The 15,402-nt window shown below is 39.0% G+C and carries 10 protein-coding genes; 6 read left to right on the top strand and 4 right to left on the bottom strand.

Annotated elements, in window-relative coordinates:
* Positions 1-22: 22 nt before the first annotated feature.
* The 4 genes from BM130_RS07095 to BM130_RS07080 form a co-directional block, all read right to left on the bottom strand.
* On the bottom strand, positions 23-1,294 hold the full coding sequence (locus BM130_RS07095; RefSeq protein ID WP_010526332.1) for a glycan-binding surface protein: 1,272 nt from the start codon (positions 1,292-1,294) through the stop codon (positions 23-25).
* Between the two features lie 110 nt (positions 1,295-1,404).
* Positions 1,405-3,105, bottom strand: coding sequence for a RagB/SusD family nutrient uptake outer membrane protein (locus BM130_RS07090; protein WP_010526333.1), 1,701 nt, complete (start codon positions 3,103-3,105; stop codon positions 1,405-1,407).
* A 45-nt stretch (positions 3,106-3,150) separates the two neighbouring features.
* A complete protein-coding gene (locus BM130_RS07085; protein WP_010526334.1) occupies positions 3,151-6,387 on the bottom strand; it encodes a SusC/RagA family TonB-linked outer membrane protein in 3,237 nt (1,078 codons plus the stop codon).
* A gap of 497 nt (positions 6,388-6,884) precedes the next feature.
* The gene (locus BM130_RS07080) at positions 6,885-7,775 is read right to left on the bottom strand and encodes a helix-turn-helix domain-containing protein (RefSeq protein ID WP_010526335.1); all 891 of its coding nucleotides are present in this window, start codon (positions 7,773-7,775) and stop codon (positions 6,885-6,887) included.
* A 324-nt stretch (positions 7,776-8,099) separates the two neighbouring features.
* On the opposite strand from BM130_RS07080, the gene dnaG reads away from it, so the two are divergent.
* The 6 genes from dnaG (at position 8,100) to BM130_RS07050 (ending at position 15,366) form a co-directional block, all read left to right on the top strand.
* On the top strand, positions 8,100-10,055 hold the full coding sequence (dnaG, locus tag BM130_RS07075; RefSeq protein ID WP_010526336.1) for a DNA primase: 1,956 nt from the start codon (positions 8,100-8,102) through the stop codon (positions 10,053-10,055).
* Positions 10,056-10,091: 36 nt separating this feature from the next.
* Complete coding sequence (locus BM130_RS07070; protein ID WP_010526337.1) at positions 10,092-10,574, top strand: pyridoxamine 5'-phosphate oxidase family protein; 483 nt, start codon at positions 10,092-10,094, stop codon at positions 10,572-10,574.
* A gap of 3 nt (positions 10,575-10,577) precedes the next feature.
* Complete coding sequence (locus BM130_RS07065) at positions 10,578-11,810, top strand: nucleoside recognition domain-containing protein (RefSeq protein WP_010526338.1); 1,233 nt, start codon at positions 10,578-10,580, stop codon at positions 11,808-11,810.
* Positions 11,811-11,867: 57 nt separating this feature from the next.
* Complete coding sequence (locus BM130_RS07060; protein WP_044138351.1) at positions 11,868-12,671, top strand: DUF2797 domain-containing protein; 804 nt, start codon at positions 11,868-11,870, stop codon at positions 12,669-12,671.
* 339 nt (positions 12,672-13,010) lie between these two features.
* A complete protein-coding gene (locus tag BM130_RS07055; protein ID WP_010526340.1) occupies positions 13,011-13,523 on the top strand; it encodes a YfiR family protein in 513 nt (170 codons plus the stop codon).
* A 94-nt stretch (positions 13,524-13,617) separates the two neighbouring features.
* On the top strand, positions 13,618-15,366 hold the full coding sequence (locus BM130_RS07050) for a methyl-accepting chemotaxis protein (RefSeq protein ID WP_010526341.1): 1,749 nt from the start codon (positions 13,618-13,620) through the stop codon (positions 15,364-15,366).
* The last annotated feature ends 36 nt before the right edge of the window (positions 15,367-15,402 follow it).

Here is a 15,402-nt window from a genome sequence, read left to right as displayed (position 1 = left end):
TAACAGATTAACGGATTATCAACTATTTTGGGACTACTCTAACGTTGTCAATGGCAATAAACAGATCCTGTTCGAGCTCAGCATCCAAAGCTGGTCCCCAGACAAAAAAGGTAAAACCACCGAAATCATCAGGATAGGTCAATGAGAGATTATTGACAGAAGCGTCATGAGAAAATCTGAACTCCGTTAAGGGAATAGAAACAGTAATCCAGCCTTCAGTCTGATAACTATCCCCGATTTCGAACCATGGTCTCCAGAGGGCACGTCCCAAACTGGTATCACTATAATAGGCATTTCCTCCATCAGGACCGGGGATGTCATAGGGTGTAAAGATACATTGCAAATAACCAACTGCCCAGGGATTTACTACATTAACCTCGAATTTCAGAACCATATCAGAAAGACTGTTTTGTCCCAGATCGAACAAAGGATTTTGTTGGTCGGGATTGCTACTCCAACCGCCCCATAGGTTCATGGCAAGGTTGTCTTCAATCCAAGCCCAGTCGGAAAGTGTTCCGGTAAGGGCCAGATAGTTACCGGAGACTCCATCGGGACTGGATGCTTGCGTAACACCTGATCGCCAGCCGGCACCCAGCTTGGTGTCAAAATCGAGGAAAATGTTTCTGTCGTCGCGGAAATAGAAGGATGAACGCGTTGATCCGTACATGGATTTTACCGTAATGGGGCCGGGCGATACGCCTTCAGGAACAATGACGCGAATCTGGTCAACAGTATAACTCTCTATTTCCGCTTCAATATTACCTGGGAAAAAGACCTGAAGAGGTCGTTCCTCATCACCAAGGAAATAATTGCCGTTGATAACAGCCACTTCCCCGTCGGGTACATATTCGCATGTCATTGAATTGAGCAGAGGTTGTGGAACCTGTACCTGGAAATCATAAGTGTATTCCACACCACTGCGGGTGATTAACTTAATTTGATCGGTTACCTCTTCCGGGATCTCATTGGGTATGGTAACAATAATGGCTTTATCCGTGATATAATTCACATTTAAAACTGCCTTTTGGTCATTAAACCAAATCTCAACCACATCTCCGAGATTATCACCCACCAATGCAATGGTACTACCCAAAAATGCCCGAACCACGAGAGAATCCGATGCCATAGGATCAGTGATTCGGATATATTTTATTTCCGGCACTTCTCCGGCTCCATCGTCGGAATCGTCATCGCAGGAATTAAGAATTGTCCCGGAAAAAGTACCGAACAATAAAAGCAGTACAACGGTCATAAAAGACGTACTTCTTTTCAATTGCTGTTTTATATTGTTCATTATTTCAGTTTTTTGTTGTTAATTAGGTTTTAATATCATGATAACCAATGACTATTTATTTTTTTGTTTGTAAGCCCAAGAAATATGGTATTGGTTTCATTGTTGCTTCCTTAATAAGGGATGGTACTGAAATCGAATGGAACAGGATCTTCGCTTAGATTAGGGTTCATGGACAAATCGATGTCGGGGAAAGGAAGTGTAAAATCGTCGTTGGTTATATTAACCTTGAATGAATTTATTGAGATGCTGGAAGCATCGACTTCTCCTTTGTAATAGCCATACAGGTCACCTTCATAACTACCTCTTTCCTGTTGATTGATCCATTGGCGAGCCAATTCGGGATTATAGTATGAAAGACGCACATAGTCATACCAATTATCCCCTTCCAGGGCGAATTCTTTTCTTCGCTCATTGAAAATCATTTCGAAAGAAAGTTCCGTGACGGGATCGGCGTCGGGGATGGCTCTCTGTCTGACGGCATTGAAATACTTCAATGCTTCCGGGTCGGTGGTGGTTTCATTGTTTCCAAGAATGGCTTCGGCATAAATGAGATAAATATCGGCCAGTCTCAGAATATGAGTAGCCAGATCCGTTGCCATTCGTTGCCCTAGATTGCCATTTTCTGCTGCATGATCACCTTCATAGTGTCCCACGATATGTTTAACCATGAAACCGCCGGTAGGAACTCCAAAAACAGCTCCGGCCACATTGTTGTCATTGTCCATGGTAGCTGTGAAGCCGCCCACGTGCCGCCAGAAATAATCGTAATGGTCGTTCCACATCATCATGGTGGCTTTTCGTCGTGTATCGTCATTTTGACGGGTGGGACTAAGGGCATTTTCACCAAAGAGGTTTTGAAGATCGATGGTTACGCCCCTCCAGGATCCCCATGTGTCGCCGGCAATGCCGGTAAAATTATTAAGTGCGACGTCAGACTGAATAGAATTTTGTGAGGTCCACGTATCTGAAATAGTCCAACGCCAGGAAATGAGATTTTCAGAGTTAAAGTTGCCAGTGCTGATGCGGAAAAGGTTACTGTAAACTGGCTCCAGAGAGCCCGGATATTCGTCAATCACCGTTTTGGCATATTGTTTTGCGAGGTCCAGATATTCCTGATTTCTGGTTCCATTCATTCCAAGCCCGGAACGGGTAAGATATACTTTTGAAAGCAAGCCCATGGCTGAATATTTGTTAATACGCCCTTCCTTATTTTCTTCAGGCAATAATTCGATTGCTTTTAGCAGGGTTCGTTCAATATATTCATAAACATCTTCGAGGTTATTTCTTTTAAGGCTTGTCGCATTTCCCTGACCAATAATTTGGGTGTTACTATGAATGATTGGAACTGCCCCCCAAATCCTGGCAAGGTAGAAATAAGCCAAAGCTTTCATTGTCATAGCCTCGCCGGTGACTGTATTTTTTGCTTCCTGGCTAACATTTGGACCGGATTTGGCAGCAATGTTTTCAATTACCGCATTACAGTGACCATTTACCAGCCATAACGAGTTAGAAGCATTGACCAAATCTTCATTGCTTGAGTTGAGATTAAAATTTTGATATATGGTTTCAGTTCCGGTATATATATTTCCAGCTAGTTGATCACCAATCCACAGAAATCCTCTTTGAAAGTCGTACCAGGGTGAATTGTATAATACATTAGCAGCTTGAAAACACTGTTCATCCGTTTGATAAAAATTATCAATGGTATAAGAGTCTTCTGTTGGTCTGTCCAAAAAGTCTTCACAGGAAGAGGTAGCCAACCACAGACCTGTAAAGAGCCAAATGATTTTATGGGGTGCTATTTTTTTCATTTTTTTATGTTTTTAATTCATTAAGAGAGAGATTCAGTTAATGTTTTAAAATGCAACGTTTAACCCGAAAATGAAGATTCTAGGTGCCGGATATCGTCCATTGTCAAGTCCATAAACATTGTCGCTTGTTTGGCTGGCACCAATTTCGGGGTCAAAACCCGAATAATTGGTGATTGTATAAAGGTTTTGAACTCCCGCTGTTATTTTCAAATTATCAACCCCATAACGGTTAATTATTCTGTTCGGAACGTAATAAGAGAGGGAAACATTTTTGAATCTCAGGTATGAACCATCTTCAATATACCTGTCGGAAATTCTGTTGTTGTCATTGGGGTCACCTGCAATGGCTCTAGGCATATTGTCTTCTCCCATCTGAATAATCTGAACATTGTCAATGTCGTTGTACCACCCTTCAACCTCTTCAATGGGCCCAAGAATAGTACGTTTGGTTACATCCGAGAGTTGATTGTCCCACATGTTGTCCATTGTGGTAAGACTTCTGCCGATGTAGTTCAGCACTTTATTTCCATAATTTCCGTTTACAAAAACGGTGAGTTCAAGATTTTTATAGCGGAATGAATTGTTCCAACCGTAAGAAAATTTGGGCCATGGTGAACCCAGATAAGTACGGTCATACTGGTCGATGATTCCGTCAGGTTTTCCATCTGGACCTGAAATGTCCTTGAATTTCAGGTCGCCTACCCAGGTGGTAGTTGCACGATCCCACATTAGTTCACCCGTTGCTTCGTTGGTGGCGGGGAAAGCCTCCTGTTTGGGGCTGTTTAAGATGTCTTCTTTACTTGTGAATATTCCTTCTACCTTATAACCGTAAAAGCCATAGAGTGATTGTCCGATTTCTGTTAGTGTAACGACATCTGTCCACTGACCGTAACCTTCGATGTGTGCCGAAGGAGCATCGGTCAACCCCAGCAAGGTGTTGTCATTCATGGTGAAGGTGATATTGCTTTTCCAGGTAAAGAGAGGCCCGGATACCGGTATGGCATTGAATGTTATTTCAATTCCTTTATTACGAATTTCACCGAAATTACCCATAGGAGGATTTAATCTTGAGGATGCATTACCCCTTGTTCCCATGTAGGAGGGTAATTGCATGGCCATGAGCATGTTTGTGGAGGTTTTATGATAAAGGTCCACAATCAGATCAATACGGTTATTGAAGAAACCCATGTCAACGCCCAGGTTGTATTGTTCTTGCTCTTCCCACTGAATATAGGGGTTGGCGATATTGCTCTGGCGATAACCCATTCCCAGTCCGGTAGGCATTTTAGTTATAGAAGCGCCCCACTGGTAACCGCCAATGTCGGCATTACCTGTTTGTCCCCAACCGGCGCGGATTTTAAAGCTGTTCACAATATGGCTTACCCCGTTCCAAAAAGGTTCATCGGAGACCCGCCACATGGCTGAAGCAGAGTGGAAAGGGGCCCATCGGTTCTCGGGACCAAAATTGGAAGAACCATCATATCGGAAAGTATAGGTTAAATAGTATTTCCGGTTATAGTTATAATTGGCGCGGGTAAAGAATGACGCCATGGCACTGCTTCCAAAACCGGAACCTACCGTCATGGTATTATTTTCTCCCAATGAGGGGGAATGGACTTCATTGCTGGACAGGGCATTGCTGGCACCACTGAGGTATTCCCAAGAGGATTCCGATACTTCCTGACCCACCATTATAGTGGGATTGTGATATCCGAATGACCGGCTGTAAGTAAGATAATTCTTTAATTCCCAATATCTGTTTTTATTGTATTGCCAACGGGAACTGTTTTGAGTATTGCTGACATTGCCATATTGATAGGTGGGAAGAAATGTATAGGCATCGGTGTTCCCGATGTTAAGAGAAGCTTCTGTCCTTAAGCTAAGCCCCTCCAGAAATGTGATATCGCTGTAAATATTACCGATGAAATTTAATCTTTCCAATTTGATCTCTTCATCCAACGCCTTCGCGATAGGGTTTATTTTTCCCGGGGACCCTTCCCTTTCATCACCCGACCATGTTCCGTCCACATTATAAACCGGAACATCCGGGGATGTTTTCAGTGCAACATTGATTATTCCTTCATCGCTATTGTTGAGACCTAAATCATCCTCAGATTGGGCAATGGTAATATTAGTTCCCATATTCCACCATTCCTTAAGCTCAACATCCAGATTTACTCTTCCTGTAAAACGCTCGTAACCACTGCCAATAACTGTTCCTTCCTGATTAAAATAGCTGCCCGAGATATAATACCGACTCTTGTCTGTTCCGCCACTCGCACTAATTTGATGTTTTTGCAACGGTGCAGTGCGAAATACTGCCTCCTGCCAATCCGTTCCTTCTCCTAGCAAGCTGGGATCCAGTAGTTCTTCCCTGGACTCCCGACCGTCCGTTTCGGCAGCAATATTATTGCTGTATTCGGCATATTCACGGAGATTCATTACATCGATTCGTTTGGCCTGTTCCTGAATTCCATATTCAAATGAATAGTTAAAGCTGGCTTCACCGGTTTTTCCACGCTTTGTGGTAATCAGTACCACACCGTTTGCTCCTCTTGAACCATAAATGGCCGTTGCAGATGCATCTTTGAGTATTTCTATTGATTCAATATCTGAAGGATTGATACTGGATAATCCACCGCCAAAAGTGCTGACGGGACCATTCCCCAAACGATCGCCAATTCCCACATCATGACCACCCTGAATTACATTTTGAATAGGTACTCCATCAACGACATAAAGAGGTTCGGCCGATCCTGTACTTAAGGTACTTTGCCCTCTGATGCGAATGGATACTGACGCCCCTGGTTGACCGGAGGTTGTGATTGCTGTAACCCCTGCTGCCCTACCCTGAAGGGCCTGATCCAGATTGGCCGACATGGTTTGTTGAAGGTCGTCGCCGCTAACTGAAACACTTGCAGTGGAAATATCGCTTTTACGCATTGTCCCATAACCAATGACCACCACTTCATCTATTGCTCTTGTTTCAGGTATTAGTTGAATCGAAAGTTCTCTTTGGTCATCTACTTGAATGATTTGACTTTCGAATCCTATAAAGGAGAATTTAAGGCTGTTTTGACCTTCTTTAAGGTTAATGGTAAAATGACCGTCCATATCAGTTACTGTACCGGAAGTAGTTCCCTGAATTATCACGGATACCCCTGGTAAGGGGGCGCCCGTTTCATCGGTAACCTTTCCTGTTACGACCTTTTCTTGCGCATGAACTGTTATTTGAAATGCAAGAAAAAACATCGCTAAAAAAAACTGCAGATTGTTTTTCATAAGGCGAATATTAAAATTTTATTATGACAACGTGTAAAAAGCACACTAAAAATACCTTTACAAAAATAAACCAAAAAACACATAAAGTCCGATACTATTTTATCACTTTCTTTTACTTTTTGGTCAGGCCTGATTTTAACTGAATGTGTTATTGTTGTGTGTAAAAGAATGTGTTAAGAATAATAATGGGGATTTTTAGAAATTTATTAATTGTTTGAATAGCATGATGAAAGGTTGGATAATAGATAATAATACAATCTTAACAATAGGTGTTTTAAAAGTTATACTAAAAACTAAAAAAGAAAAAAAGGTGTTTTTTATTGATATTTAAATGGAATGACTTTAGGATACCGGGAAATGTTAAATCCTTGATTAGTTATATTTTGTAAGGTTATTGAAATTATTACATTTGATGAGTTGGGCTCAATTCGGGGGGGATTTTCGGATATAACCAATTAAAAAAGAAATGATTAAGAAAATAGAATTGCTGAAGTTGCTCAGAATACGTTTTTTATTCCATTAAAATTTGAACGAAATTCAGTGGGTGTACAATTTTGTTTCTTTTTGAAAGTTCGATTAAAATTGGAAATATTATTAAAGCCACATTCGTAACATATTTCCGATATGTTTTTAGTGGTTTCTATTAACATACGTGTAGCATATCCCAAGCGGATTTCATTTACAAATTCAATAAATGTTTTTCCAGTTCTTTGTTTGATTAGTCTGCTAAACGAAACAACAGACATATTCAAAAGTTTGGCGGCCTCTTCCAGTTTAATCCTATTTTTATAATTTTCTTTTACAAAGTGGTAAATTCTTTCAATGTTATCGCTATTAAAAAAGTCATTTTGATTTTGGAAGGATATGTTTGTTAAAAGTTTTTGATTCTTTGAAATTGCTAACTCATATAAAAGAGATTGAAATTCCAAAAAAGAATCAAACCCCCTTTTTTTGTTTATTCGCTTTAGTCTTTGTGCTGCCAATTGTGCTGTTTCCTGAGAAAATAAAATGCCTCTGTTGGCATTATGGAGTAAATCTTTTAAAGGCTTTAAGATGTTTTTTCTTAGTAGATGATGTTGAAACAGATCTCGTGGAAATTGCAGGGTGATTTCGTGAAGAAGCTTATCGCCTTTGTTTTTATAGTTCTCCCATCCATGGAATAAATTAGGTCCTATCATTACTAATTCTAAGTCATCAATGATTCCAATGTGGTCACCAACTATTCTCCGTCCCCCCCTGGCATTGGCTATAAAATTGATTTCGTATTCGGGGTGAAAATGAATCGGGAAATTAAAAAGTCTTCTTTGACGATCAAAAATCAAAAAACAATCATCATCTTGGAGAGGTGTTATTTCTCTATGGATATGATTTTTTGTTTGATTTTTCATCCGTAAAAATTTTACTTACTTCATTGATATATTGTTTCTTAAAAGTAGTTATTAGTGGTTGGTCATTAGTCGCTAGTCTATTAGCACTAATGACTGTTGACTAATGATTATTGACTTCTTCTGCCTTCTGTCTCTGTATTTTTATCTTTTTTACAAATATAATTATTAAATATTTTATAGAGTTATTATCAACTTAGGGTATAGAAATTTACCAAAGTGGCCGGTAAATTGGAGCAGTATAAATTTCAGTTGACATTAGCATTATTAAATCGGTAAAAGCGGCTAAAATTTTCTACCTTTGAAAGTCCAAACCGAAACATAGGTATGATTGATAAAGGTACCATAGACCGTGTGATGGATACTGCGCAGAACCAAATTGTCGATGTGGTTTCGGAATTTGTTAATCTTAAACGCAGGGGGGTTAATTATATTGGTTTATGCCCTTTTCATAATGAAAAAACGCCCTCTTTCATAGTTTCGCCTTCCAAAGGGATATTTAAGTGTTTTGGTTGTGGTAAAGGTGGAAATGCCGTAAACTTCTTAATGGAGCATGAACAGATATCTTTTGTTGAGGCCATTAAGATTTTGGGAAAGAAATTTCATATTCCGGTAGAAGAAAAAGCCTTAACACCAGAAGATATTGTCCATCAAACCGAGCGGGAGAGTATGATGGTGGTTACCTCTTTCGCTGCACGATATTTTGCTGAAAGGCTTCATCAATCTGATGAAGGGAAATCTGTTGGTTTAGGCTACCTTCGGGAAAGAGGCTTTAGAGATGATATTATTCGGAAATTTGAATTGGGTTATTCTCCTGAAAACAAGGATGCCTTTACCCGAGAAGCATTGAGGAAGGGGTTTAAACTTGAGTTTCTTGAGAAAACCGGGCTTACAATTGTTAGGGATGACTATAAAGTTGATAGGTTTAGAGGTAGGGTTATTTTTCCCATCCACAGTTTGGCCGGGAAAGTTATTGGTTTTGGTGGGCGAGTGTTACGGTCGGATGCTAAAACTGCCAAGTATTTAAATTCCCCTGAATCAGAGATATATCATAAAAGCCGTATACTTTACGGAGCATATCAGGCCCGACAAGAGATAGCACGTCAGGACCGATGTTATTTAGTGGAAGGTTATACTGATGTTCTTTCTTTTCATCAAGCCGGTATTCATAATGTTGTGGCCTCATCAGGAACTGCCCTGACGCCTGATCAAATTCGCCTTATTGCTCGCTTTACCAAAAATTTGACCATAATTTATGATGGGGATTCGGCCGGTATAAAAGCATCATTGCGTGGAATTGACCTGGTACTTGAAGAAGGATTAAATGTTAAGGTGGTGTTGCTTCCTGACGGGGAGGATCCCGATTCATTTTCAAAAAAACTGGGAGGAGAAGACCTTCAGGGATATATTAAGGAACATGAAACGGATTTCATTCGATTTAAAACATCGCTACTATTGAATGAAACAAAAGATGATCCTGTTGGAAGGGCTCGTCTTATTCAGGATATAGTTCGTTCAATTTCTGTAATCCCCGATTCCATTATGCGTACAGAATATGTGAAGGATTGCAGTAATTTGATGAAGATTGAAGAACATCTTCTGTTTTCGGAAATTGGGAAATTGCGTCGTAAAAGGTATGAAAAAGAGGCTAAGAGATCACAACGAGCTGTTTTATCAGAAAAAAATGTTGCTTCATCAGTCCGGATTGAAAAAGAAGCCCTTAATGCATCCAATCCTTTTGATACGGAAGAAAGAGAAGTTTTACGGTTTCTGCTTAAATACGGCGACTACGATTTGGGTGAATTGGAGACTGAAGACGGAGTTCGCCAATTAACTGTTGGTGAATATATTGTTTCAGAACTTCGACAAGATGACCTGGAAAGTGTAAATCCTCTTTATAATGAAATCATGAGATTGTATGAAGAAAATTATAAAAAGGAAAATTTTAAAACTTCGCATTTTTTTATTACCTACCCCGATAGTAAAATAAGTAGCCTAACTACAGACCTTATAGCTAAAGAGTATCCTCTGAGCAGAATTCATAACAAAGGTGGAAACGTGGAAAAAGAGAGTGATAAGTTAGAGGAATTGGTTCCTAAAGTGGTGACCGAATTGAAATGGCGTAAATTAAAGGTGCTTCTCGATGAAAAGCGAAGACAATTAAAAATAGCCGAGGAACAGGGAGATCAACAAAAATTCATGGAGCTGTTGCGGGAAATTAATGGGTTGCAACAGGCGTTTATTTATATTTCTAAGGTTTTGGGTGAAAGAACTGTTGTTTAATTATTTTTATGCGGATAATTGAATTATAGCTTTTTTATGAAAACATATACTATTGCCGATCAGGAATTTATAGAAGAGATTATAGCGGGGTGTAAGGTTTGTTTTGCCGGGGTGGTGGATGAAAACGGATTACCCTATGTTGTTCCCATGAATTTTGGATATTATCAGGGGGTATTTTATCTTCACAGTGCACCCGAAGGCCGTATTATTCGAGCGCTTGAGAAAAATAATCATATCTGTCTGACCTTTAATTTAGGTGAGGAGCTTGCTTTCCAGCACCCGGAAGTGGCCTGTAGTTATCGGATGAAAGCCAAAAGCGTGGTGGCCGAAGGGAAAGTTTCTTTTGTAGAAGATATGGAGCAAAAACGTCAGGCTTTGGATTATATCATGGCTCAATACAGCGATAAATCGTTTAAATATAATGACCCGGCCGTTAGGAATGTTAAAATTTGGCGAGTCGATATAGACACTTTTGGATGTAAAGAATTCGGTGCACCACATGGGGCCTATAAAAAATAATTTATGGTACTAAATTATATTTGGATTGCTTTTTTTTTGGTTGCCTTTGTAGTGGCGCTCATCAAGCTTGTTTTTTTTCAAGATTTTGAAGTTTTTACCAGTATAATAAATGCGATCTTTGACAACGCTAAGACCGGCTTTGATATTTCGCTTGGCCTGACGGGCGTTCTTACACTTTGGCTTGGATTGATGCGTGTGGGAGAAAAAGGTGGAATGGTAAAAGTCATGTCTAAGGCTATCGGTCCTTTTTTTCGACGTATTTTCCCTACTTTAACCAAAGACCATCCTGCATACGGACCCATGATGCTTAATATCGCGTCCAATATGTTAGGCCTTGATAATGCTGCTACTCCGATGGGCCTTAAAGCCATGAAAGAGATGCAACAAGCCAATGAGAAAAAAGATACCGCTTCGGATGCACAAATCATGTTTCTGGTTCTGAATACTTCCGGCCTGACCATTATCCCCGTTTCGGTTATGGTTTATCGCGCGCAATTGGGAGCCGCCAATCCTGCCGATATTTTTTTACCTATTCTTTTAGCGACATTTTTTAGTACTCTTGCAGGGCTTATTGCAGTGGCAATTTGGCAAAAAATTAATTTGTTCGATAAGGTTGTGCTAGCTTACCTTGGTGGCTTGACACTTTTTATCGGCTCTATTATTTATGTTTTGTCAAAGCTTGATAAAGATGAGATTAGTCAGATTTCCATATTGACTGCCAACGTTATTTTGTTTTTTATTATTATAACTTTTATATCAATGGCCTTGTATAAAAAGGTGAATGTTTACGAAACTTTTATCGAAGGGGCTAAAGATGGATTTCAGATCGCTGTTCGCATTATTCCTTATCTGATAGCGATACTTGTAGGAATTGGTGTTTTTAGAGCTTCAGGGGCAATGGATTTTCTTATTAGCGGTATAGAGTGGGGTGTAGCATCACTGGGGTTGAATACCGATTTTGTACAAGCACTTCCTACCGCAATAATGAAACCACTTAGTGGCAGTGGTGCCAGAGGGCTTATGGTGGATGCCATGCAACAATATGGAGCCGATTCATTTGTGGGACGGGTTGCCAGCACTATACAGGGGGCTACTGACACTACATTTTATGTTATTGCCGTTTATTTTGGGTCGGTAGGCATTCGAAATACCCGTTATGCAGTTGTTTGTGGATTAATTGCCGATTTCGCAGGCATTATTGCTGCAATTTTATTAGGGTACCTTTTCTTTGGTTAAACTGGAATGCAAGAATAGTTTTAGGGCTAATTGTTGGTTGATTTTAAAGATTATTTCATGACATATCAGGGTAATTTGGTAAAGATGGATGGAACTCTTCAAAATGGAGAGGTTGTTTATAATCTGCGGTTAGGAGGTAGTGAGTTGCGTTTAAATGACTTGTTGGGGAAATTTATTCAAATTCACTATATGGGTAAAATTAATTGTGTGGTTTGTGGCAAAGAAATTCGAAAATCGTATGGTCAGGGATTTTGTTATGAATGTTTTTCTTCCGCCCCTGAAGCCGACGAATGTATTTTGAGACCGGATCGTTGTTTAGCTCACCTTGGGATTGCTCGCGATATGTATTGGGCAGAAAATCATTGTTTACAGCCACACATCGTTTATTTAGCTATAAGTGGCGGATTAAAAGTAGGTGTTACCAGATTATCGCAGGTGCCTTATCGGTGGATTGACCAGGGGGCGACTCATGCAATCAGAATTTGTCAAGTTCCTAATCGCCATATTGCCGGGGTAATTGAAACTTTTCTTATGCCTCATTTTGGCGATAAAACTAATTGGAAAAAAATGATAACCAATGAGGCTCTTGACAATATCGATTTGGTAAATAATAAAGAAAAAGCTATTAACTTGCTTCCGCGGGAGTTAAAAAGATATGGTTTAAACGATAACAATATTTTTGAAATTCAGTACCCGGTAAATTTCTATCCTCAAAATCCCGTTCAAATTAATTTCGATAAAGAAACTTTGGTTAATGGTATATTGACCGGAATTAAAGGTCAATATCTAATATTCGATAATCAAAAAATAATTAATGTCAGACGCCATTCAGGTTATTTGGCTCAAATTCAATTTAACTAACGATTAAAACCTTTTCATGGCATTATCATGTTGAATTGAATTAGAATGGAACGAACATGACCAACTTAAATGTGACAAAAGGCATCATTCTCGTTTCATTAGTTCTAAGCAGGTATTTTCCCTTCTCCTATTGAATTTGTTATTTTTTGCTAAAAGTTGCGGTGCTATTTTGGTCTTTTTTGAAAATTTGAGATTTAAAAAGAAACCAAAGTTAATAGTTTACGTAGCAATGGAATGTTGCCTGTGGTTACGGGTGATCTTCGTCACTTTGTAATAACCACACCTATTTTTAAATTTTGAATATGGGTTGTTTGAAATAAATTAACAATTTAAAAACAAATGAGAAAGATTTACTTGATTTTTGCATTTCTCCTTCTGATACCCGTTGCGATGGAGGGACAAGTAGAAAAGTACAAGGCCGTATTTACTTTGAATTTTATCAGGTATATTGGGTGGCCGGAAGATGCTCGCCAAGGAGATTTTGTAATTGGCGTATTAAACTCATCTAGTGTTGCCAAATGGATCAAAAGTCAATCAGCTGGTAAGAAATTTGGTTTTCAGGATGTTGTTGTAAAGGAGTTTAGTTCTGTAGATGAGGTCGAAGATTGCCAAGTTCTTTATGTTTCTTCCAAGGCTCGTTTTTCAAAAGTCGCAGATCAATTACAGGGAAAGTTAGGCAATAATTCTCTAATAATTACCGAGGAAGAAGGAGCTACTGATTTTGGTTCCATGATTAATTTTGTGATTAGAGATGAAGTTCTAAAATTTGAAATTCATAATAAAAATGCTTCTGATAAAGGACTTCAAATCAGTTCTCGATTAGGAAATATGTCTTCGGCCATAGTTTTATAAAAAATATTACTTTATAAATTTTATCGCAAAAAAGTTTAGAACTAATAATTTATGAATTAAGGACCGACAAATTCGGTATGCTAAAACAGGGTTCATGAAAATGAAAATTAAGTTTAATATTGCCCAAAAATTAATATTTGGTTTTGGAATTATTTTATTGGCAATACTTATTAATTCAGTATTGACATTAGGAATTTTGTCCAGAAGCAGAAATCTTTCGATGGATGTTACCACTATTTATTCTCCAACCGTTGAAAAATTAGGAGACCTTGGTATGGTCGTAACCCAAACCAAAATGCTTATTAAAAACTGGGTGTATATTGATCGTCAAGCCAATACACCTGATAAGGTTAGATTGGAAGAAATACATAAAACAGGATTTCCTAAAATTAAAGAGGATCTTCTTAAGCTTTCTGAACAATGGGAAAATAAAGATGAGAAGCAGCTGCTAGAAAATATGTTTAATAAAATTGATTCTCTGTTTGCTATGCATCAGAAGATAATGACTGCGTTAAATTCTTTTGAGGCATACGATGATCCCATGGTTCTTTTTGAGGTCGAACCCATGGTGGTTGAAGGGGGCGAAGTAATGGTTCTAAGTGATGAGATCATTAAAGAAGTTACTGCTTTGGAAGAGAAATACCTAAATAGTTATGAAGATTCTCTTGGAAATATGCATTCCATCTTTTCTTCCTTCACATGGTATATGATTATCATGAGTATTATTTTGACAGCGGCATCTCTTTTAATTGGATATGTTCTTTATTCATCTATAGTTAAGCCATTATCGAAAGGGGTCAAATTTGCACAATCCTTTGGTCAAGGTGATTTAACAGCAAGTATTGAAGTTAATCAGGATGATGAGATTGGCGTTTTGGCCCGAGAGTTGAAAACTATGGCCCTTAACCTTAAAGATATTGTGATAACCATCAAGCGAAATGCAATCGATTTGGTACATTCAAGCCGAAATCTTAGAGACAGTTCATTACAGCTATCTCGTGGTTCGGCCGACCAGGCAGCATCTGCCGAAGAGGTTTCTACTTCTATTGAAGAGATGGTAGCCAATATTGATCAGAATACAGATAATGCTATTCAAACTGAAAAAATTACCGTTGATACTGCTCGTGAGGTCAATGTTGCAAATGAGCTCTCTTCAGAGGCTGCCAAGGCTATGGAAGACATTTCGGAACGCATATCGATCATTAGTGATATTGCTTTTCAAACCAATATATTAGCTTTAAATGCGGCCGTAGAGGCTGCTCGGGCAGGTGAACATGGGCGTGGTTTTTCGGTTGTTGCTGCTGAGGTTCGCAAATTGGCCGAGAAGAGTAAAGCTGCCGCTGATGAAATCGTGAATCTCGTAGCTAAGGGGTTGAAGGTTTCAAAAGAAGCTGGTGAAAAAACCAAAATGCTTGTTCCGGAAATTGAAAAAACTACTCAATTGATTAAAGAAATTGCTGCCGCCAGTTTGGAACAAAAAACGGGTGCCGACCAGATTAATCAGGCCATGCAACAGTTAAATCTCATTACTCAGGAAAATGCTTCTTCATCCGATGAATTAACCCAGTCTTCTAAACAGCTTTCTGAACTGGCTCGGAACCTTCAAAAAGCAGTTAGCATTTTTAATATTGGCGGAGATGATGAGGTCAATGAAATGTCCGAAATGAAAGAAGATTTTGATCATGACCAACGCGGATTGGCCGATCAGAATGTTTCCACGGTAAAGGCTACTGATGGAGGAATAGATAAAAAAACAGACCTTAAAGAAGGTATGTCATCAATAAAACCAGACCTTTCCAACCTTGGAAAAGAGTTTGACCTGGATAATTATGAAAAATTTTAATATTTGTTTCTCTTTCTATTTGAATTAGTGGCAAGT

Origin of the sequence: Thermophagus xiamenensis, assembly GCF_900112795.1 — a bacterium.
GTDB lineage: Bacteria > Bacteroidota > Bacteroidia > Bacteroidales > Marinilabiliaceae > Thermophagus > Thermophagus xiamenensis.
The sequence above is the reverse complement of the archived record's forward strand: the minus strand, read 5'-3'. Positions and strand labels throughout refer to the sequence as shown.

What these genes read in the sequence shown, in the direction of transcription:
- BM130_RS07050 (WP_010526341.1), top strand. Translation starts at nt 13,618, where the DNA reads ATGAAAATGAAAATTAAGTTTAATATTGCCCAAAAATTAATATTTGGT.
- dnaG (WP_010526336.1), top strand. Translation starts at nt 8,100, where the DNA reads ATGATTGATAAAGGTACCATAGACCGTGTGATGGATACTGCGCAGAAC.
- BM130_RS07095 (WP_010526332.1), bottom strand. Translation starts at nt 1,294, where the DNA reads ATGAACAATATAAAACAGCAATTGAAAAGAAGTACGTCTTTTATGACC.
- BM130_RS07060 (WP_044138351.1), top strand. Translation starts at nt 11,868, where the DNA reads ATGACATATCAGGGTAATTTGGTAAAGATGGATGGAACTCTTCAAAAT.
- BM130_RS07070 (WP_010526337.1), top strand. Translation starts at nt 10,092, where the DNA reads ATGAAAACATATACTATTGCCGATCAGGAATTTATAGAAGAGATTATA.
- BM130_RS07085 (WP_010526334.1), bottom strand. Translation starts at nt 6,387, where the DNA reads ATGAAAAACAATCTGCAGTTTTTTTTAGCGATGTTTTTTCTTGCATTT.
- BM130_RS07055 (WP_010526340.1), top strand. Translation starts at nt 13,011, where the DNA reads ATGAGAAAGATTTACTTGATTTTTGCATTTCTCCTTCTGATACCCGTT.
- BM130_RS07065 (WP_010526338.1), top strand. Translation starts at nt 10,578, where the DNA reads ATGGTACTAAATTATATTTGGATTGCTTTTTTTTTGGTTGCCTTTGTA.
- BM130_RS07080 (WP_010526335.1), bottom strand. Translation starts at nt 7,775, where the DNA reads ATGAAAAATCAAACAAAAAATCATATCCATAGAGAAATAACACCTCTC.
- BM130_RS07090 (WP_010526333.1), bottom strand. Translation starts at nt 3,105, where the DNA reads ATGAAAAAAATAGCACCCCATAAAATCATTTGGCTCTTTACAGGTCTG.